Source organism: Haloferax mediterranei ATCC 33500 (assembly GCF_000306765.2).
GTDB lineage: Archaea > Halobacteriota > Halobacteria > Halobacteriales > Haloferacaceae > Haloferax > Haloferax mediterranei.
This window is the reverse complement of sequence record NC_017941.2, coordinates 2,903,368-2,924,547: the sequence shown is the minus strand read 5'-3', so window position 1 is coordinate 2,924,547 and position 21,180 is coordinate 2,903,368. Positions and strand designations below refer to the sequence as shown.

The window sequence follows — 21,180 nt, the reverse complement described above, 5'->3', positions numbered from 1 at the left end:
ACACCGGCGGGAATTGCAAGCGACACCTCGATTTAGGCCGGTCCCTGCCGACGGTCGATACATGAGTGACGATGACACGCCCGGGTTCAGCACCCGGAGCCTGCACGCCGGACAGGACCCCGACCCCGATACCGGCGCTCGCGCACCACCACTGTATCAGACTACGTCGTACGTCTTCGATGATGCCGCCGACGCTGCGGCGCAGTTCGCCCTCGAAAAACCCGGCCACATCTACTCCCGCCTGATGAACCCGACGGTCGGGATGCTGCAGGAACGCCTCGCTTCGCTCGAAGGCGGCGTGGGCGCGGTCGCCACCTCGTCCGGCATGGCCGCGTTCGACCTCGCAAACTTTCTGCTTGCCTCCGCGGGTGACAACATCGTCTCGGCCTCCTCGCTCTACGGCGGAACCTACACGTACCTCACGCATACCGTCGAGCGCCGGGGCGTCACGACTCGTTTCGTCGACACGCTCGACGTGGACGCCTACGAGGAAGCCATCGACGAGGACACCGCCTTCGTCCACCTCGAAACCATCGGCAATCCGGCGCTCGTGACACCCGACATCGAGGCTATCGCCGAGGTGGCTCACAACCACGGAACGCCGCTTTTCGTGGACAACACGTTCGCGACGCCCTACCTGTGCAACCCCATCGAACACGGCGCAGACCTCGTCTGGCAGTCCACGACGAAATGGATTCACGGTGCCGGAACGACCATCGGCGGGGTTCTCGTCGACGGCGGCACCTTCCCGTGGGACGAATACGCCGACGACTACCCCGAGATTGCCAAGCCGAACCCGGCGTACCACGGCGTCAACTTCTCGGAGACGTTCGGCGACGCCGCGTTCACCTACGCGGCCATCGCCCGTGGCCTGCGCGACCTCGGTAACTCCCAGTCGCCGTTCGACGCGTGGCAGACGCTCGAAAAGCTCGAATCGCTCCCGCTTCGGATGCGCGCACACTGCGAGAATGCCCAGGCCGTCGCGGAGTTCTTAGACGACCACGAGAAGGTGTCGTGGGTAAACTACCCCGGTCTCGAATCCCACGAGACCCACGAGGCAGCCTCGAAATATCTCGACGGGGGTGCCGCGAGCAGTGTGAGTGGCACCTCGGCGGGCGGAACGTCCGCCGGTGGGTACGGTGGTATGATTACCTTCGGCCTCGCCGACGGCTACGAGGCCGCGAAAGGCACTGTCAACAACGTCGAACTCGCGTCGCTCCTCGCCAACGTCGGCGACGCGAAGACGCTCGTCATCCACCCCGCGTCGACGACGCACCAGCAACTCACCGAAGAAGAACAGACTGCGGCGGGCGTCACGCCCGATATGGTCCGCCTCTCGGTCGGAATCGAGGACGTTGACGATATTATCGCCGACCTCGACCAGGCTATCCGCGCGGCGTCGAACTAAGGGCGCGGCGACTCTTCGACGACTCCCAGATGGCTTTCCAGTAACTCCCAGATGGCTTTCCAGTAACTCCCAGATGGCTTCCCGACTCTCCGGCGACCCCCCACCAATCAACCGCCGTCACTTTTGTGTCTGGGCCAGTAGATGACTGCGTGGTAGAAGCACTCCTCTTCGTCGGACTTCTGGTGGCAGTGTTCGTCGGATTCAACATTGGTGGGTCGTCCACGGGGGTCGCCTTCGGCCCGGCAGTCGGGAGCGACGTGCTCGGGAAACTCCCCGCGGCGGCGTTGATGACGGGCTTCGCCCTGCTCGGCGGGTGGACCTTGGGGCGGGAAGTCGTCGACAAGATGGGCGGTGAAATCGTCCCGCAGAGCGAGTTTACGCTCGTGGCGAGCGTCACCGTCCTCTTCTTCGTCGGTCTGGCGCTCCTCGTCTCAAACACCTTCGGCGTCCCGGCTTCCACGTCGATGACGGCCGTGGGGGCTATCGCCGGTCTCGGCCTCGCCCACGGGTCGCTCGACTCCGGCGTGATGCTCGAAATCATCTCGTGGTGGATTGTCGCGCCCGTCATCGCCTTTTGGGTCTGTGCGGTCATTGGTCGCTATGTCTACCCCTACCTCGACGCGTGGCTCAAACTCGACCGGAGTCCCGGCCCGCTCGTGGAACTCGACCGAAACGGTGGCATTCCACAGTTGCGGCTCGGGCCGAACACGACCCACCGCGAGTTTGGGAGTACCGTCCTCGTTGTCGCTGTCGCCTGTTACATGGCGTTTTCGGCGGGAGCCTCGAACGTCGCCAACGCAGTTGCCCCGCTCGTCGGCAACGGCTCGGTCGAGATGAACACGGGAATTCTTCTCGCTGGCGGTGCAATCGGACTCGGTGCGTTCACTATCGCCCGACGGACGCTCGACACCGTCGGCAACGACCTCACCCAACTGCCTATCCTCGCGGCGCTTATCGTCGAAACAGTGAGTGCATCACTCATCTCGTTTCTCTCCGCAATCGGCATCCCGGCGAGTCTCGCAGTGAGCGCCACCATGTGCATCGTCGGACTCGGTTGGGGCCGTGCAACCCGGACTGTCACCCTCGGTGAGGCACTGAGTGGCAGTGAATCGCCGCAGGTATCAGTCAACGCGCTCGCCGCCGAACGCGAAGACGAGGTTCCGAAGATGGGCGAAGAAGCACCCGACGAACTCTCCGCACAGGACCTGTTCGACCCCGGAACGACCGGGCGCGTCATCTTCTTCTGGATGCTTACGCCTTCGCTCTCAGCGATTACTTCGTACGCGCTGTTCTCTTCGGGCGTTATCTAGAAATACCGCCGTCAGACGTTCGCTGCCAGCTTTCTATCGCCGACTATCTGTTGCCAGCAACCTTCCGAAAACGTGTCATATGTCACCCGTTATCTGTGATAATTGCCGTCATGTAGGCTAAATCGGCGCACGGAACAGCAAAGTCTAATGGGGTGGCCTCCGAATCGCTTGTTGATGCCCACGGTAACCTACCTCAACTACGAAGCTCTTGATGACCAAGGCTGGGACCTCGACGACGACGACCTCTTCGAGAAGGCTGCTGACGCCGGTCTCGACGCCGAAGACTACGGTGAGATGGAGGTCAACCAGGGCGAGTACATCCTGGAAGCCGCCGAGGCGCAGGGCTACGACTGGCCCTTCAGCTGCCGCGCAGGTGCCTGTGCGAACTGTGCTTCCATCCTGAAGGAAGGCGAAATCGAGATGGACATGCAGCAGATCCTCTCCGACGAGGAAGTCAACGACAAGAACGTCCGTCTCACCTGCATCGGTTCGCCAGTCGCTGACGAGGTCAAGATTGTTTACAACGCGAAGCACCTCGACTACCTGCAGAACCGCGTCATCTAGAAAATAACCGGGCCACATTGTGGCCACAACGAGTTCCGTCTCGCACGTAATCTCCCACCATTTTATGCGACTCAGTCCGTAGTACTCCCAAATTCGGGGAGTTACGTCTATCGAGTGTGATTGGCATCAGATTCTTTGGGCTGTACCAAGGTCAACAACAACCGAGGTGCAGAGCAATGTCCGAGCCTCGAAACCGGGGTGTACGTCGATACGAATTACTCCTCAACCGACTCTCGCAACGCTCCACGATCTCTTTTCTGCCTTTTCGGAATCCACAGTCGCAGAGAATGTCAGAACTCTTTCAATCAAAACCTTATAACCTGGTCGGCAGTTCACGACGAGTACGGTCCTGAGACCCCTGTTTACGATAGTGCGAGGGGGTGAGTGTGCGTGAAACGCGAATATATGGTGTATCGGCGAGTGCTAGCCGAGAACTGCCGTTTTCGCGCTACTTTCGTGTGCGTTTTTCGTATACCACCAGTTAAGCAATTATTCCGAGCTTCGCCCGGTGGAACGAGAAATAATCGCTTCATTTGCTCCGAATGATAGTCGAATCGATACCAAGGTACCCCCCACCATCGACACTGGAAGAGACACTTTAGACTGGAAGCGAAGGGGTGTAGGGGCTGATGATGTGTCAACGTCAATCTCTCGAAAACCATAGTAAGAAAATTGATAAGTGGGTGGTGGCCGGCTAGTACTCAGCCCTGAAGGCGGTTCATTAACGCTTGAAGCTCATCACGCACCCTTTCCGCCTGCTCGTTCCGAATCGATCCGCGCTTCGCAGCCCGGCAAGCACGATAATACAACATCTGAACTTGATCGTCGCTCAGGTAGATGTTATGGACCAGTCGTCGGCCATCCTCATCCTCAGGATATACTTCCCAGGAGTCGTGGCACCGGACGCACATCTGCCGGAAGGCAGGTTCAGCGATCGTGTTGGCTGCCAGCGTCTCCTTGAGGTACGTCGCCTCGCTCCACGTCAGAGCGAGCGTATGCTCGCGGCAGGCCTCACACACAGTCGCGCCCTGCTTGTACTCCGGATAGCCCTCGCAGTGCACGCAACACCCCGGAGACTCGATCCCATTTATCTGCATCTTCCGCCACCATCCATCGTCTCCCAGGAACTCGTCTTCGATGAGGTGCGTGATGCCCTCTGCAAGGCCCATCTGATGGTACCACAGCTCATCGATGTCAGGTTCGACCGACATCACTCGCCACCTCTAAGACGACACCCAAGCCGTTCAGCATACACTCGGAACTCCGCCAGCGAACCAGCCAGCTCGTAGCGACGCAACACTCCATTCCACTTCTGGACCGATTCAACGGATGTGATGATCCCATCCCGACGCGCATGCCGGATGATCGTCTCCGGTTCGACACCTTCAAGCTTCGCGTGATACTCAAGAACCGACTCTGTTGCGATTTCCGACTCGCTCGACATCAGGCATCGACCCCCTCAAGCAGATCAAACGCTGTATCGACAAGTGCAATCGTCTCACCGAAACCAGCTTGGCCTTCGCCCAGCACGACATAACCGTCGGAATCGAGATCTTCGAGGACTGCTTCGAGCCGTTTGAGGTTCATGTCGGACCCGTTCCGAGAGAGGCGCCCGGCCACACTCGACTTCTGCACCGAGTCGTACTCGTGACTCTGTGCGTCCCGGACTGCACAGACAACAGTACGGCGTTCTTCGTCCGACACCGCACCACTATCACCATCGTCGTTCTCATCGTCGCCAGAATCCTCGTCGACATCATCGACAACACGATAGACACCATCCTCGTCTTCGACAATGGCACCGCGCTCTTCGAGCGAACCAATCGCATCGACGATCTCGACCGACAGTTTGTGGTGCTCCTTGCAGTGCTCGATAATCGCTCTGTATTCGGCTGCTGACGAGTTCTTGTCGTTCAGGCGATTGATGGTACTCGTGACGACGACCTCCGCGCCACAACGCTTCCCAGCGTCCAAATCGGACTCATCCGAATCAGCCGGCTCATCATCCTCGTCCCGAGCCTGACTCTCGATACTCGACAAGATCTTCTCACCCGGACGATCCTTCGTCAGGGACTCAAGGCCGCGTGCCGACAGGGCAACGCCCTCATATACCCGGGTTTTCTTCCCGTTAATGCGCTTCCGGTCGGACTCGATATCGAAGTCCTTGTACCCCAGAAGCTTCGTCCCGAATTTCTGACGTGCCTCGTTTTTATCGCGCGCCTCGATACCCGGTGAAAGACCTTCCTGGTTGGCGTACCGACGGAACGATTCCTGCGCTTCGTCCAGCGTAACGCGACCCTCAGAGTTCTCCACGAGACAAGCTTTCGCCCACGAAAACATCGGGTCCGCGCCCTTCTTCAGCTGCTCACGACGCTCCCACATCGGCTTGATGTCCGGAAACCACTCACCATCTTCCTCAGTCGCCTGCATAGTATGCCGAACGAGCCGTGCGAACAGCCCAGCCAGAGCATCGTCACTGTGCAGCTCGTTCATGATGTCCGCCTTGGACCGGCGCTTGTCGGCCATCTCACCGTCCTCGAAGTTGTTCGGGAAGGTGATCAGCACCAAGCGCCGCCAGATAGCGTCCTTGTCCTCGGCGATATCGGGGATGTGGTTCGTTACGATTGCCTGCGTCGCAGCGTTACGGAACTGGAACTTCCCCTCATAGGGGAACCGCGCACTGATGCGGTCACCGCCTGTGAGCCGCTTGAACATCTCCATAGAGCTCAGCCGCTCAGCCGGCAGCTCCGGTGAAATGTTCAGACGCTTCCCGTACAGTTCCGCTTCCGAGTACTGATCTGATGTGGACGACAGCGCTCGGAGTGTCTCGTTCGACACGTTGTCGTCACCAATCGCTCCCTCGGTCGCCTCGAAGAACGTCGATTTCCCACCACCACCGTCGTTCGCGAACACGAAGCCCTTCTCGTCCGGATAGGCATCGACCATCGCGTGAGCGAGGAAGTGGAACATCGTCGAGACATCACTCTCGGGAACGAGATCCGAGATGAACTCCTCCCACTCCGTTGCCTCTTCGTCAAGGCCGTACCACGGCATCTCGACGCGAGTGAGGAAGATGTCGTCCGGGCTGAAGTCGCGGGCTTGTCCTGTCTCCCAGTTGACGATTTTGGTTGTTCCGAGGACCTCGTGTTTGTTACCACCGATGTCGTCTTCGCTGACGTAGTTCGCACGCTTCAGGTGAGCGCGAATTTCGCCCAGACGAGTCTTGTTCAACCAATCGGGGATGATCTCTTGGAGCATCTCGCCGACGAACTCCTTCCCGTTCGGTTCATACATCCCGGTGTCTGGGTTGTAGACGTGGAGGGTCGGGCGCATTCCATCAACGTTCTCTCGCGGGTGAGCGAACGAGAACTGCCAATCCAGAAACTGCGCCACTTTTGACTGTGTTTCGCCGGTGTCGTAATCCCTGCTCTTCCACATGCTCACGACGCTTTGCAGATTCTCTGCCAGTTTCACCATCTCAATCTCGTTCCCCGTCATGAAGTCCGCAAAGCCAGTCAGGTCCTCGTTGTCGGCCTCGGTGGATGCCGTGTCGTCGGACTCTTGCTCTGGTACCGGCTCTTGTTCTGGCCCGGACTCAGGTTCCGACTCGGGAGTCTCGGTCTTCGATTCTGATTCACTCTCTGTCTGGGTATCGGGCTCCGAAGACTCGGACTCAGACTCTCTGTCGGAATCGAACTTGTACTCGTTCGGGTCGTCAACCGAGTCCAGAGCACTACCGCCAGTATCGTCATCTGTCTCCGATTCAATTTCCGAATCGGAGTTGTCGGGAGCGAATTCGTCAGTGAAATCCTCATCCCCGTCTTCGTCACCGAAGGAAACGTCGCTGTCCCAGCCACTGCCGTCTGTGACGAGTTTCTTACCGCTGTTGTTGGTTGGCGTCGATGCTTCTTGTTCGTGCTCGGAGACGTCGTCTCCGATAGAGGGCTGCTTACGCATGGTTGCGATCCAGATCAGCCACGATGTGTCGGCACCGCGGACTGTCGTACCAGTTGGTATGGAAGGTGGTTATTTAAGCATTTGGGGAGTGTGGAAAAATTTAAGTGGTAAGGACTCGACTGAACAGACACGGGGACGGTGTGACCCCCAGAAAATCCGAGCGTTGCGATCCAGATCAACGAAATCGGAATACTCAATCGCACCGACGGGCAGAGCTTGTCACTCTGCCCATTCCTATACTATAAGCACCAATATTATACGATAGTGCACAGATTTGTCCTTTGGAGCCCATATAGCGACAACACTTAAACAGTCTGAGCACCTTCGTACAGTAGAAGACAACCAGTCTTCCGGTCCAGATCACTCGCCGCGGGACCTTGTCACCCCGCACCCTTTTCACGAAGACCCAGCCCACCGAGCAACCGCCACCTCGCAACCACCTACGGATCGACGTCGACCGGGACCCGGACGGCCAGGACGGGCACCTCCCGTACCCCGTCCGGACAGCAATTCGGAAGCTGCGAGGCTCCAGCCTTCGATTCTTAGAGGGCGGACTAGCGGACGGGCAAAATCTCTCAACAATTATTCTGTAGCCTCTACTCCCCATAACCACCCAGACCTTAGCCAATAAAAGTTAGAACCAATAGCCCGTCTGCCCGTCCACAAACTCAAGAACGAGCCTCTAACACCGTTCAAACCCTCGTAATATGCCGGACGGGATATTTCTTCGATGCCCGTCCAAGCCCGTCCAGCCCGTCCAGCGTCGCACTGTTCTCGACACACAGGCATCGCGGTGGCGGTTCTCTGTCGGTCCTTGAGAACTCTCTGGGGGTGGAAGGGGGAGAAATTGCTCCCTCGGGCTGGGCGTCGGCCACGTCGACACGAAGAGAGAAAGGGGTACCAGATTTGGGGGAATAGGGTTGGGGGATGCCCCGGTCCCGGCTACTGTGAGTCGGGGACGGTGACTATTTCTCTGAACCAAACGGTGTTATGTTTAATGCTATCGACACCTAACCCTCACATGCCTTTGGATGAGGGCGCTGGCGTGCAATATGCCCTCAAATCGACATTCGTAACATGAGGTACATCAGAATTTGTTCGACCCCGGGCTGAGGGTCGTTTTCGGGAGCCCATTTGGGCACGCCTCCATACACTCGGCACTTCACGCGTGCCAATCTCGGTTTTCTCGTTTCTCTCGGTTGTTAGAGTTCGGTCGACGTCGATCTCGATCAGTGCACACCTCGTTTCATCACTGCGGGTGTCTATTCGCGCATCCGAGTAGTCGTCTAGACGGCTATCTGGTCCGCACACTTCGTTTCATGACTGTAGACACCACACACCGTCGTCGAAATGAAGACTCCCCCTTCGAAATGAAATCGGGCCCCACCCCTTATTTTTCACGAGAGCACTGCTTCACGAGCTTCATCTGTACTGGAGCCAGCCTACCGTCGATTTGTTCTTTACACACCTCGCTTCATCACTGTGGAGGCGAGACACCGTTGTCGAAATGAAGACCCCTCCTTCGAAATGAAATCGGACCCCGCACACCTCGCTTCATCACTGTACCCGCCGCGTCCATCGATTTAGGTTTTGAGGCCCTGGACCTCATTTCACGACTGAGTCGTCGTTTCATCACTGACAACCGGAACCCACCTACTTAAACAAGAGTCTCCAACCCTTCCTCTGTCTCTTGGTTTACCCACCCCACCGTCGATTTGTTCCGCACACCTCGTTTCATGACTGACACTCGCTGGTGCCAACGCTTATTCTAGCAAACCACGGACCATATCGACAGGGATCGACGTCGACACTGCTCGCCTGGCATCGTGTGGGTCGGCGCCTGGTTCCTCTCCCTCCCACAGGACCGACTTTTCGAGACAGCTGTTTCTTATAATTCTCGCGTCTCAGTGGTTGTCGCTCGCATCCCGGCGTTACCCTTTACCCCAACAAAAACGTACCACAGCATACTGGTTAAATAAATGACTGGTCAAAATAATAATATCGGCCTGGGGGAAGTGCTCGAAGCGATCACGGAACGCGAACGCCGGCCAGCACGCTGTATCGACTGTGGATCGACCGATCTTCTCGACCCGCTCGACGAACTTGACAGCGACGGGGAGGTGCAGTGGCTGTGTGATCACTGTCATCGGGAGCGTGAGGAGTCGTGACGGCGCTGACGTGCCTCAGCTGCAACTCGCCGCTCGAACCGCCGAACAATTGGACTGGAAACCACTCGTTCTCGTGCCCGGCCTGCCCGGACGACGACCCCAGTCGGTGGGACACGCTGACCGACATCGCCACCTCGATCCTCCCGATTGGGTGTTGATGCTAGTATTTGTATAAGACGCCATAAGTCGGTGATCTGAGTGTCCTAAGTCCATCTTATACATCTAGTCACAACGAAATGACTGCGGGTATGGCCCCGCGATCGATGGAAGAGGACATGCTCCATGTCATCGCGCACTTTCACCCGGTGGATTTTGCGACTTTGAAGCGCGTACTAGCCGAATGGAGGGGCGGTCACATCGATTACGAGACGTACCGAGATGCTCGCTCCAATCTTGCTGAACTGGACCTGATCAAGGACCCGATGATGGACGAGCACATCTACCTGACCGCCGAGGGCTGGCAGCGTCTTGGTGGCGAGACACCCTTCGAATCAGAGTGACGGAGCTGGTCCGCGGGTTTTTATCTAGCGTTTGAGGAGTCCCGAATGAGAAAAGCGATGGAACTCCTCAACCGCCTTCGAGACCACCTCGAACAGGAGCGAGAAGAAACTGCTAGCACCCCGATCAGTACCGACGACGCCTACGCAGTACTCGCGAACGAACGTCGCCGCAGAATCATCGAGTACCTCGTCACGAACGACACAGGCGACCCCATCGAAGTCAGGGCCATCGTCGCGCACCTCGTCGAACTCGGTGAGGACAGGAACGCGGCGTACGCGTCCGCGCTCCAGTCCCACTGCCCTAAACTCGCTGAAAGCCAACTCGTTGAGTACGACGGTAGGTCGAAGGCTGTGCTAGTGCTCCCGTCGTTGCATCGTCTCTACGACGCGCACGACGCGTTCACGGGTGAACTGGGCTAATCCTTGCCGTATAGTCGTGGGCCGTGAGTCGAGTGTCTCATAGCGATACAGTTCACAAACATTCTCGCACAAACGATTTCGGCGCCACACGGTCGTTGCAGAATGGACACAAACTTCGATTTGGCTTTGTGCCACACACAAAGTAGAGTGTGTGTGCAACAGTTTTATATAACACCCCAATCCAATTTGGGGTATGGCCGCGACCACCCAGAAGTTTGGGCAGGACACATTCGAACGACTCAGATCCCTCCGCAACGCAACAGAGGTCTCAGAGTTCCTCGAGGAACACGACCTTGGGTGGGAGTACCTCGGACAAAACGGCAACAATGCAGGCACAGTCCGCATGGGTAGCGACCCAGGGGAAGCCCTCACCGAGCGCATCACCAACGCCGTCGACGCCGTAATCGAACGCAAAGTCGAAGAAACAGGCATCGAACCGGACACACCACGCGAAGCAGTCCAAGAACTCTTCGGCATTCCTGAGGGCGGTCTCGAGGAACTCAGCAACCAGGAGGTCCGCGAACTCGCCGAAAACATCGTCGTGCGCATGAAAGAAAGCGGGGTAGAAGACGAGAGCCTCCCCACCATCGAAATTCGAGACCAAGGTATCGGACAACAGCCAGACGACTTCCCGACCACGTTCGCGGGCCTACACGAAGACAACAAAATCACGACGCACTACCTAATCGGGAAGTACGGCCAGGGAGGGTCGAACACGTTCGACTTCGCAAAGTACTCGATTATTCTCTCACGGTCCGCTGACGGAGGTGATATCGGCTGGACCATCGTCTACTTCGACGAGCGACTCGACGAGGAAGAAGAGTACAAAGAAGGCGTATTCAAGTACGTCACGATGCCAGACGGCAGCATCCCCCGAATCGACGGGGACGCCGTGTCGGACTGGACCGGGTCACTCGTTCGACTCATCGAATACCAAGCCACCGGGTTCGAACGCCAACTCGGCCCGTGGAAGAGTATCTACCAGCTCGGTACGAAAGCCCTGTTCGGGTCGATCTTCCCGTTCCTCGTTGAAGACCACCGTCTCGAACGGTACGACTGGGACGACATCGAAGACCGGCCAGTAAGAGGTAGTCGGTCACGTCTCAACACCTCCAGTCTAGTTGATGAAACCCGGAAATTCAAGGAAGTCGACCTCGGCGAACTCGGGTCAGTCAAAATCAATTGCTGGATCATATACAAAAAGGGCATGAGCCGAACGGACCTTCGCCGGAAAATCGATGAGTTCGGCAAGAGCACCGAACCCATCGTGTTCACCCTGTCGGGACAGGTACACAACCGCGAGGACAAACGGTTCTTCGAAAAAACAGGGTTCAGCTACCTCAAAGACCGAATCATCATCGAAATCGACTGCGAGAACCTCTCTCGGAAAGGAAGCCGGATCTTCAGCAGCACCCGAAATACGTCTTCCAACCGCGACGAGTACAGGGAGATAAAGGAGAAGATCCTCAAAACGCTCGACAACGATGAGGAACTCGAGCGAATCAACGAAGAGTACAGACGACGAATCCTCAACGAACAGACCGACGACGAGTCCGAAGAGATCAGCCAGGAGCTCGCGAAGCTCCTTCAAACGTTCACCCAGGACGACGATGGAAACCAAGGAACTGGCACGAATGGCGGCAATCCTGGACCGTCACCTGGCCCCGGACCGGGCCCGAAGCCGAAGCCCAAGCCGGTCAACAACCTCAAAGACACACCGACCTACGTCAAGATTACGAACAGCGCTGACCCTCTGAAGGCAAAGCAAGGGCGTCGCATGCGCGTCAAGGTTGAGGTCGACGCAGTCGACGAGTTCGAGTCCGATGGGCGTGGGGAGATCCTCATCGGGTTCGGTGACATGGACGACGTCCTCACCTTCAGTAGCGTCACGCAGCTGAAAGACGGGCGGAAAACCTTCCAGGTCGAGGTGGACGAGGACGCCGAACTTGAGCGGACCGGGGAGGTAACTGTCGTTGCAGAATGGGACAACGGACGCCTAACCACCGCCCGGGACGTCGAAATCGTCGAGCCCCCGAAACGCCAACGAGGCGGGCGGCAAAGTCCCGAAGGGCCACAGACCATCCCGGTTTCAGAGGACGACGACGAGACGATCGACACGCTCGGGTGGGACGAATCGAATGTCGCCGAGTACAGACCCTCCGACAGCGGTCCTGGGGAGGTGTACGTGTCCTTGTTCAACCAGAACGTCAAGCCGATCCTCGAGAAAGTCGAAGGCGGTGACCGAGTTCTCACTCGGTACCGGAAGCAGTACGTGATGTACATGGCCTATCTCGAAGTGCTTCGGAAGCAAGACGAGACGGACACGGAGGATACCGCCAGTGAGGAGTACCAAATCCGGGAGATGAACCGCGTGGCCCGCGTGCTGATGCAGGCACTCGCCAAAGAGGTTGACCCAGGTGACCTCTAATGCGCATCGTCAGCAAACTCGACCCGGACACGTACGATGAGATTCGAGAACTGGTCGGGAACGGTTCGTACAGAGACATCGATCAGTTCATTCAGGTCGCGGTAGACAACCAACTTCGCATCGAGAAAGACGAAGAGTCGATGGAACTCTCCGATGGTGGCACGAAGGCTGCACAGGCAGAGCAGTCAGAAACAACGTCGTCGGAGTCAGTCTGGGGGTATTCAGTTCCCGAGAACATCCCGATCGCAGACCCGTATGAGACGGATCGTGAGGATACGTTGTTGTTCTCGCAGTACTATCGGTTCTTCCCGCTCAAATTCGTACTGCTCGAATTGGCGAAGGTGACTGCGGACCACGGCGGTGCGGTGGAACTCTCTACGTTTCGGGGTCACATCGAGGAGCGCGTTGCGTCGCTCCGTGATGAGCTCGTGCAGTGGGAGGAAGAAAACGACGTTAAGAAGCAGAACCGGAAGTCGACCGGTCTGCCAAAAACGGATGTGAAGAACCCGGAGTACAGTATGAAGCGCTTCCTCGATCAATACGTTGGGAAAATCCGGAAATCGGATCTCAAGCCCAACGGGATGGGTGATGATCTTGCCCTTATCGCTTTCCAACCGCTCGACGAGGATCGTTGTCTGGTGCAACTATCTCCAGCTGGACGACAACTCGTTACGTACACGAACCCAATCTTGGCTAGCGGTCCTAACAACACCACAATCAGTAGTGAGGAAGCCGGTTTCATCGTGACACACATCTACGAGACGCTCCCTACCGAATTCGGATTCATGGAAGAAGTGTACGAACTGCTCGAAGAGTACGAGGGCGATTCCTACACCAAACATCTCGATGAATGCCGTGAGTACCTCGTAAGCGTCCCGGGATTCGACGACGATCCATCTGAGAACCGTCTGCGGTCACACACAGCAGGAACTCTGAGCAGAATGGTTGAACTCGGACTGGTCAACCGGGGCGGGAAGCGCGGCGTCTACGTCGCCGACACCCCACCGAGTGAATTCGCGAACTAATTCGCTACGCCAAGCCCTCTGTTTGTTGCTCCACCAGTTCTCGGTGCCGTTTCACACGAGTGGCACCCTTCTGCGTAATCATGTAACAGTTGGACCGACCATCAATCGAGATCTTCTTCACCAACCCACGCTCGTTGAACCGCTCCAGCGTACCGTAGATTCGCTGATATCCGAACTCTGTGTCGTACCACGCGTTCATCTCCTCCAGTACCGCGGTCGCATCAGGCTCGTATTTGTTCGCGACGAACGTGAGGAGCGTGATTTCGAACCCCAGCGTGTCTGTGTTTTCTGAAGACATTGTTACTCACCCGGTTTTTGCAGAATGACGACCCATTCGTGCTCAATCACACCGTATCCATGGCTGCGTCCCTGGAACAGGTCCCGATTCGTGATCTTGTCCCACCCCATCTCAACGAGATTGTACCCCTCGTCTTCCTGAAGGTGCCCGTCCTGAGTTTTGAACTTGCCGAGATTCTGAGCAATATCAGCGATGAACCGGTGGTTCTGAATCCGCCGACCGCTGATCGTGTTCTCTCCAACGATGAAGAAGAACAACCCACCCGGTTTCAGGTGCTCATACACCCGTGTGAGACTCTTCAGCATATCTTCCGCGAAGAACTTCCACGTGGTGTACGCCCGACTGGTCGCTTCAGTCAGGTCTCCCCCATGGATCTCCTCGATGTGAGTGTCCAGCATCGGGAGTGACGTCGCATCGTACTCGGCCTCGGTACCTTTCCATTCGTCTCGGAGGAGGACAGGGAGTTCACGGTCGACGTCCGAGATGGAAACCGAGTTCGTCCCGATGATGGACTTCCGAAGCTTTGTCGCGTCCAGATTCGTGATCTCCTCTATCAAATCGTGTATCCAGAAAATCCTCAGTTTGGTTCCCCTGAAGTAGTTCATCGCGTTGATATACGGTGGTGAGGTTATCGCAAGGTCCACCCCGTTCTTGTATTTGGGGAACGAGAACGAACGCGCGTCAGCTAGCTTGATGTCGGTTGTTGCTTGGTGGGCGTTGTTCTCTTCCAACTCGACCCACTCGTTGGAGAACCTGTGTAGCGTTGAGTTCTCAGCGTCGTTCACCACGACGGTGGTCCGGTCATCCGTCCCACCGGGCGCGTTGGTTCGATATACTTCGTTCCACAGGTCAATGAGACGCGCTTCGGACTTCTTGAGGTGCTTCTTGTACTCAGTTATGGCATCTGGTGGGTGTTCACCGTTATCAATTTTCTCCCGCATCCGCTTCGATTTGTGAGCCTTTGACACCCCCGGATCAGCGTTCGACACTTCGAACACCGTGTTTGCAATCATGAGCACGAGCCATCTGCTAACTCGCTCGTTGAGATCCTCGTCAGTAAGCCCGAGATCGGATATGGCCTTTCTTTCTCGGACTTCCAGCCCTCGCTGCCAGTCATGGTCCGATCTAAGGTACTCGGTGATGACTTTCCGGATGGTTGTCAGCCCATCGATGGCTTGGTCCTCAAACCAGTGGTGTTTGCCTGTTTGGTCGAGAAACTCAACGTCATAGTCCTCGTAGTACTCGGTTGGACATTCGTCAAGCCGGTCGATAATGTCCGATCTGACGTTCTTCAGTACGTTGTATGGAATCGGTGTCGTAGCGACCTCACTCACCAATTTTGAGAGCGGGTTGATTTCGACCCCGAGGTAGTCTCTACCGGCGATTTTGGATTCGACGCCTGTAGTACCACTTCCGTTGAACGGGTCCATCACGACCGGGCGCTTCCCTTCAGCATTGAGTTCTGTCGTGTAGGTCCGGATGATGTGGCGTGGTATTTGCGGGATGAAGATTGCGGGGTGCTTGTGGATTGCGTGCGTGAGAATGTCGGTCTTTGTAAGAGTGCTCTCCAGTGCCCTGAAGTCGATCTCTGGTGCGTGGTCTGTATATTCGTTTCCGTGTTCGTCTACTTGCGTGATCGCTTTGATTGGGTAGTTAGGGATGTCGACTGGTTCGTTGGTCCCTGGGGTGTCCTCGAGACGAAAGTTTAGGAGAGACATATCGTTTTGGTCTGCATCATCCTCTTGCTCAGGGTCACGAGAAGGTTGTGATAGGCCCTGAGTCAGCTCTTCGCTATCCATCTTATCTGGTTCATTGTTAACCGGGTATTATAAAATTTCTCACCAGGATAGAAAGACAGCAGCACCGACCAGATGATTTGTGGCCAAATGTCCAAAAAACAGCAATTCATAGTGGTGTCTGAAGGAACTCTCTGGCAAAGAGTCACCATTGCAGCGTATTACAAAAGTTCTCTAGCTATTCGTACGACTCGGCACATCAGTTGCCATCAATGCAGGTGATCGGTTCTACGTAGACGGACGCTCAAATTGCTATATGCTTACGACCGGAAGGGCCGAACTCCTCAACACCCACCGCTATCTTGTGCTTGAACACACAAATCAAGTCGCAGAAGGACTGGATTGGCGGCCTAATCCTTCGTCTTCGGCACCTTCGAGCCACGTAGGGGCCATCAGTGGGGTTTACCAAAACATTTACCCACATCTATTGTCTCTCCTTGTGCGTGGGGTACAAGCAGTCGTGTCTCACAACACATGAGGTGGAGATATGAGCACAGACGAAGACAAGCCTGACGACGAGACTCAGACAGACGAGGAGAATTCTATCGACACCCCCGACTTCGCGGAGGATGAGGAGATCACGCGCGACGTTCCGATCGAGCGCAAGAACACTCTTCAGCGTATCCGTGAGGACTATGACGAGCCGTGGAAGGGGTCGATCCGAGAAGCCCTCCAGAATGGCGGTGATGCGTTTGGTCGAAACAAGCACTACGGTGTGCTCCCGGAGAATGCCGAACTGTTCATCGAGATTCGAATCGATACCGAGCGGAACACCCTCACCTACGAGGACAACGCGGGTGGGATGACCCGTGAGACTCTGGAGGACAACCTCCTCGGTATCGACACTCCCGACGAGGACAAGGAGGCCGGAGGCGGTGCGGGTGCGTACGGGCGAGGATTCTACGTGGTCTCCATGTGCGGCGAGGGGAAGACCTACGTGGAGACCCGCCAGGGCGAAGAGCACCACGCCTCGACGGTCACAAACATCGGCAAGTACAGTGAGCCGAAGACGCCGGAGAATTCGAAGCTTCCAGAAGGAGTCCAAGGGACGTACATCCACGTCGCTGATGTCCTCGACCACGACATGGAGCACCTGAGCACCTGGGAGCAAATCAAGCAGGTCCTGCTGGGGAGCTTCACCTTCCTCCTGCTCCGAGACGACGTGACCGTTGAGTACACCATCGACGGCGAGACCCACCAGGCCGAGCCGCCGGACCTGGAAAAGTACCTTGAAGAGGGTCAGCTCATCTACAAGGAGAAGCTGCCCGAGTTCTCCGCGGAGGGGAACTCCTACCAGATCCATGACCTCTACGTCATCCGGACGGACGTGATGGATGAGGACCCGCCCTGGGAGGGCGTAGCGATGCTCAAGGGCAACAAGTACCTCGACCACCCGTTCATGGCGGTTAAGACGTACAAACCCACTGGCATCCCGTCCCTCCGCCGCCCACCGCAGATGATCGGGTGGTGTGACGCGAGCGAACTGTGCCCCGAACTGGAGAACAACTCGCACACGTCGTTCCGTGGGAACGAGACTGACAGCGGTATTAAGGAGGTCCTGATGGAACTCCACAAGGAGCACTTCAAGAAGGGCCGCACGACCGAGGAACGCCAGCAGCTCGCGACGGACATCACGTCGTCCATCAACGAACTGCTGACCGAGTACGACGACTTCGACGAGTACCAGGTCCAGGACGGGACGCTGACCAACGCTGGTGGTGATGACGATGATGGGCCAAGTGAAGATACGCCTACCAGTCCACCGACTCCGTCCCTACTGAAATGTCAGGTCGGGAAGCGGAAATTCGACGTCGGGGAGACCGTCACGCTCCGTACACAGGTCGAGAACCCGGCGGATTCGGAACATGAGCGGTTCGAGATCTACGATATCAAGGTCGCATCGAACGACCTTGGCATGAACAAGTCGATTCCGTCTCGACTCGTCGACGTTCCAAAGAACGAACACGACACGTTCGACATCCAGGCGTTTCGACCGACCGAGGAGGGCATTTACTCGTTCAGCGCGAGAATCCGGGGACAACCCGAGGTCATGGAGATGGATGAGGAGGAGCCCGATGAACTCGACCACTCTCGGGTCACCTTCTACGTCGGCGACGTGCTCCCGCGTTCGCGCGAGAAGGAGAAGGGCGACGACGGTGGTGGTGATGAACCGACTCGTATCTCCATCGTTCGCGAGACGTCGTTCTTCCCCGGCGACGACGAGAGCTGGAAGGCCGTCGCCAGCGAGCGAGGTGACGGCGGGATCGATCTCACCATCAACGTGAACCGTCAGGAGTGGCTCGCGGCGACCCGCATCACCGACGACGATAACCGTCGTGACCAAATTCAGAAGCGTCTCGGGACGGAGTGGGGCGTCGAGGAGGTCATCCTCCACCGCAACATCGACGAGATTCACGACCTCCTCGGAGACATGATGGTTGACGGTGAGAACGCCGCTGAATTACTCGAAGAGGGGCTCACTCGCCGTGCCGAGATTCTGGCACGGATGGAGGCTGCCATCACGGAGCAGCTCGGGGTGGAATATGAGTCTTAATAGCCGCAGGCCACTATCGGTCGGCATGGGCAACCTCCACTCGAAGATCACCAATGGAGAATATTCAATCGAGATCAAGGAAACACGAGTAGGTCGGCTCGCGGCGTTGAACAAGGGAGGCGAACGGACGCTCACGGAGACCGAACACAAGGAGCTACAAGAACTCCTCTCGGAGTACCAGGACATCATTCTGAAGCTCTGGGACGCCTACAACGAGGAGGACGACAAATACCTCAGCACCTGGCGGATGGGGAAGATCTACAAGGAGGAGGTCCGGGAGGATGAGCATCGAGAGATGGACATCCTGACCCCGCTGCTGCCGTTCGTCGACAGCAAAGAGAACCGTGCCAGTTATCTCTACCAGCGGTTCTACGAAGTCTTCCCGGACAAGAAGTGGGACAAGAAGGACGCCCCGATGACGATCGCCGAACTGGCTCAGAAAGTGGGTCCAGAGGAGGCGCGTCGCATCTACGACGAGAACATCCGTGACGCCAACACGTCGATAACTCGTGACGAAATCAGAGCCTGGGACGATATCCAGAAGGAGACCGATGACCCAACACTGGAACAGCTCGTCGAGAAGGCAGTCGGGCGGGTTCGGAATCCGGATGCGAAGAACATCAAGAACATCTACCGGTTGCTCGGTCGGAACGACTTCCCGTCGGACCAGAAGATAGCAGCGGCCCTCCAGGAGGCGCAATGATGGCATGAGGCTGTTCGCAGAACTCGAACCAGCCACATATGAAAATATTCAGAAACTGGTTCAAGACGGTAGATACGATTCCGTAGACCAATTTCTCCGTGTTGCTGCGCAGAATCAGTTGGCCGTTGAGCGCTCACAGGGGGAGTCACAGGAGTCCAAAGTATCGAGCAATTCAACGGCGTCTGGAGGGCGACACTGGCGCTACAAGGCACCCGAGGAGATACCCACAGGACCACCGTTCGGCGAGCATCGAGATGAGATATTGCTGTTCTCGCAATACTATCGGTTCTTCCCGTTGAAGTGTGCACTCTACAAGCTCGCCGAACTGACTACCGAAACTGGTGGGGCAGTCTCGCTGAATGAAGCGAGGAATTACGTCGCCGAAGGGGTCTGGCCAATCCGCGAGGCAATCGTCGACTGGGAAGAACGCAACGATATCAAGAAACAGAATCGGAAGTCAACCGGGTTCCCCAAAGACAAGGACCAGTCGATGAAGCGATATCTCGACCACTATGTTGGCAAGGTGAAGACCCAGAAAGGCCAACCTTCTGGCTTCAGCCATGACCTCGGCTATGTTTCCTTCCAGGAGGACAACATGGACTGGGAGATCGAGTTGACGTTGACTGGGGCTCGTTTCGTCCAGATTGGAAATCCGTTGTTGGCGAACGGCCCGGAGGCACCCACATTGAACGAAGAGGAGCAGTCGTTCATTGTCACCACCATCCGGACTGAACTGGATGAGGAGTATCGATTCGTGAAGTACGTATACAATGTGCTGAATGAGGGCGAGGGGTCCTACTCGAACCATTTGGATCAGTTCCGAGATTTCCTGGAGGGTTCTCCCGCAGTCGGGAACAATCCGTCTGACAACAGTGTTCGGTCCACAGCTGGCGGTGCCATCAGTCGAATGGTCGAGCTCGGGATTCTGGAGCGCGGAAAACGTCGTGGATGGTACAACACCAAGCGACACCCAGATGAGTATGAATCCGTCTCAGTCAATATGTGACCGGCTGGGTATCGAGGTTGGCCTCCATCAACTCTCGATGCTTCTGATTACCGCTGGGATGATACCTCTTGGAGTTTTCGGCATGACCGGGGAAGTGACTCTAATTCATTAACTAGCCGTGATTCTTCTCGCGATAGCGGTGGTTATCGGGTTCGATTTGGGACAAAGGTTGACTGATCTCTGGTAGTGCTTCACCGTTCAATGTCGGAATGGTAGTCACTCGATCTATTGAAAGCGTGTCACCCTTGGTAGAATCGTCACAATGTGACCTGGTTCATCGAGTCGATAATGTTGTCCTCTGTGGGGGCTGTCAGGTAGGGTTCGATGGCGTCGTACGAGGACCATCCGCCGAGAGCCATGACGATGCGCGGAGAGACGCCTTCCTCTACGAGGAGATGTTGAGCCCAGCAGCGCCGGAGGTCGTGGCTCGACACGCGTTCGTAGTCTGTGTCACCGGTCTCGTCGGATGCACGTTCCGCGGCCTTCTCGACCCAGGTCTGTACAGTGCGCTTCTTGCGAGGGATCAAGGGTTCGTCGTCCTCGATGTCTTGGTCGTCAGCGTAGCGGTAGATGAGACGTTCGAGTTCGGGTGTCATCCATGTCTCGCGCTGTTTCCCACCATCGTATTCGCCGGTGGTGTCCTTTCCTTTCGTCACTTCCAGTTGGTAAGAGCGCCCGTCTGTCTTGCGGGAGATGTCGCCGGGGGTGACGTGGAGGGTTTCTTCGACGCGGAGTCCACAGTCACCCATCAGTCGGAGAGCGATCTCTTCCATCCAGTTGTTGGCGTTGCGGGGGATGTGGTGGTATTCGCCGCGGGTCATCCAGACGTTCCAGGACCCGTCTTTGTTGCGCTCAGTTCTCATTTTGCATGTTAGTCTAGTTTTTCGTGCAGGTTAAGACTTGTCACCAGATAGAACTCTTAGCTCATCCGTCCGAATTCGACAGTCTCAGAAAATCATCACCCGACTCGTTGCACGTTTGTACACAAACACGCAATCTGGCGGCTGAGAAATGCCGCCCCAATCCGGTCGACGGTGTCGTCG

Annotated in this window: 16 protein-coding genes; 10 read left to right on the top strand and 6 right to left on the bottom strand. The window is 56.7% G+C overall.

Features of this window, described 5'->3' with window-relative positions; all coding sequences use genetic code 11:
- The first annotated feature begins 61 nt into the window (after positions 1-61).
- The 3 genes from HFX_RS14780 (at position 62) to fer (ending at position 3,282) form a co-directional block, all read left to right on the top strand.
- Positions 62-1,408 (top strand): O-acetylhomoserine aminocarboxypropyltransferase/cysteine synthase family protein, encoded by a 1,347-nt coding sequence (locus tag HFX_RS14780; protein ID WP_004058888.1) that lies wholly within the window; start codon positions 62-64, stop codon positions 1,406-1,408.
- A gap of 188 nt (positions 1,409-1,596) precedes the next feature.
- Positions 1,597-2,718, top strand: coding sequence for an inorganic phosphate transporter (locus tag HFX_RS14775; RefSeq protein WP_179955365.1), 1,122 nt, complete (start codon positions 1,597-1,599; stop codon positions 2,716-2,718).
- 174 nt (positions 2,719-2,892) lie between these two features.
- Complete coding sequence (gene fer / locus HFX_RS14770) at positions 2,893-3,282, top strand: ferredoxin Fer (protein ID WP_004058891.1); 390 nt, start codon at positions 2,893-2,895, stop codon at positions 3,280-3,282.
- A gap of 701 nt (positions 3,283-3,983) precedes the next feature.
- Here the strand turns inward: fer and HFX_RS14765 are convergent.
- Genes HFX_RS14765 through HFX_RS14755 form a run of 3 tightly spaced genes read right to left on the bottom strand, consistent with a single transcriptional unit; the run spans position 3,984 to position 7,239 of the window.
- The gene (locus tag HFX_RS14765) at positions 3,984-4,493 is read right to left on the bottom strand and encodes a hypothetical protein (protein WP_004058893.1); all 510 of its coding nucleotides are present in this window, start codon (positions 4,491-4,493) and stop codon (positions 3,984-3,986) included.
- The gene (locus HFX_RS14760; RefSeq protein WP_004058896.1) at positions 4,493-4,726 is read right to left on the bottom strand and encodes a hypothetical protein; all 234 of its coding nucleotides are present in this window, start codon (positions 4,724-4,726) and stop codon (positions 4,493-4,495) included. The genes HFX_RS14765 and HFX_RS14760 overlap by 1 nt, the downstream gene beginning before the upstream one ends.
- Positions 4,726-7,239 (bottom strand): DNA primase family protein, encoded by a 2,514-nt coding sequence (locus tag HFX_RS14755; RefSeq protein WP_004058898.1) that lies wholly within the window; start codon positions 7,237-7,239, stop codon positions 4,726-4,728. The genes HFX_RS14760 and HFX_RS14755 overlap by 1 nt, the downstream gene beginning before the upstream one ends.
- A gap of 2,431 nt (positions 7,240-9,670) precedes the next feature.
- Between HFX_RS14755 and HFX_RS14745 the strand changes: the two genes are divergently transcribed.
- The 4 genes from HFX_RS14745 (at position 9,671) to HFX_RS14730 (ending at position 13,780) form a co-directional block, all read left to right on the top strand.
- Positions 9,671-9,907 (top strand): hypothetical protein, encoded by a 237-nt coding sequence (locus tag HFX_RS14745; protein ID WP_014732596.1) that lies wholly within the window; start codon positions 9,671-9,673, stop codon positions 9,905-9,907.
- Positions 9,908-9,952: 45 nt separating this feature from the next.
- On the top strand, positions 9,953-10,327 hold the full coding sequence (locus HFX_RS14740; RefSeq protein WP_014732595.1) for a DUF7344 domain-containing protein: 375 nt from the start codon (positions 9,953-9,955) through the stop codon (positions 10,325-10,327).
- 193 nt (positions 10,328-10,520) lie between these two features.
- A complete protein-coding gene (locus HFX_RS14735) occupies positions 10,521-12,755 on the top strand; it encodes a hypothetical protein (RefSeq protein ID WP_004058906.1) in 2,235 nt (744 codons plus the stop codon).
- Entirely contained in the window at positions 12,755-13,780 is a 1,026-nt protein-coding gene (locus tag HFX_RS14730) for a hypothetical protein (protein ID WP_004058908.1), read from the top strand. The genes HFX_RS14735 and HFX_RS14730 overlap by 1 nt, the downstream gene beginning before the upstream one ends.
- 4 nt (positions 13,781-13,784) lie before the next feature.
- On the opposite strand, the gene HFX_RS14725 is transcribed toward HFX_RS14730, so the two are convergent.
- Both HFX_RS14725 and HFX_RS14720 read right to left on the bottom strand, forming a co-directional pair.
- Positions 13,785-14,078, bottom strand: coding sequence for a hypothetical protein (locus HFX_RS14725; protein ID WP_004058910.1), 294 nt, complete (start codon positions 14,076-14,078; stop codon positions 13,785-13,787).
- Between the two features lie 2 nt (positions 14,079-14,080).
- On the bottom strand, positions 14,081-15,877 hold the full coding sequence (locus tag HFX_RS14720; RefSeq protein ID WP_004058912.1) for a DNA methyltransferase: 1,797 nt from the start codon (positions 15,875-15,877) through the stop codon (positions 14,081-14,083).
- Between the two features lie 484 nt (positions 15,878-16,361).
- Between HFX_RS14720 and HFX_RS14715 the strand changes: the two genes are divergently transcribed.
- The 3 genes from HFX_RS14715 to HFX_RS14705 are packed head-to-tail and all read left to right on the top strand — an operon-like array spanning position 16,362 to position 20,137.
- The gene (locus tag HFX_RS14715; RefSeq protein WP_004058913.1) at positions 16,362-18,428 is read left to right on the top strand and encodes an ATP-binding protein; all 2,067 of its coding nucleotides are present in this window, start codon (positions 16,362-16,364) and stop codon (positions 18,426-18,428) included.
- A complete protein-coding gene (locus HFX_RS14710; protein ID WP_231512857.1) occupies positions 18,418-19,131 on the top strand; it encodes a hypothetical protein in 714 nt (237 codons plus the stop codon). The genes HFX_RS14715 and HFX_RS14710 overlap by 11 nt, the downstream gene beginning before the upstream one ends.
- Positions 19,132-19,135: 4 nt before the next feature.
- The gene (locus tag HFX_RS14705) at positions 19,136-20,137 is read left to right on the top strand and encodes a hypothetical protein (protein ID WP_004058915.1); all 1,002 of its coding nucleotides are present in this window, start codon (positions 19,136-19,138) and stop codon (positions 20,135-20,137) included.
- A gap of 257 nt (positions 20,138-20,394) precedes the next feature.
- Here the strand turns inward: HFX_RS14705 and HFX_RS14700 are convergent, their stop codons facing one another.
- Entirely contained in the window at positions 20,395-21,000 is a 606-nt protein-coding gene (locus tag HFX_RS14700; RefSeq protein WP_004058916.1) for a tyrosine-type recombinase/integrase, read from the bottom strand.
- Positions 21,001-21,180 lie beyond the last annotated feature (180 nt).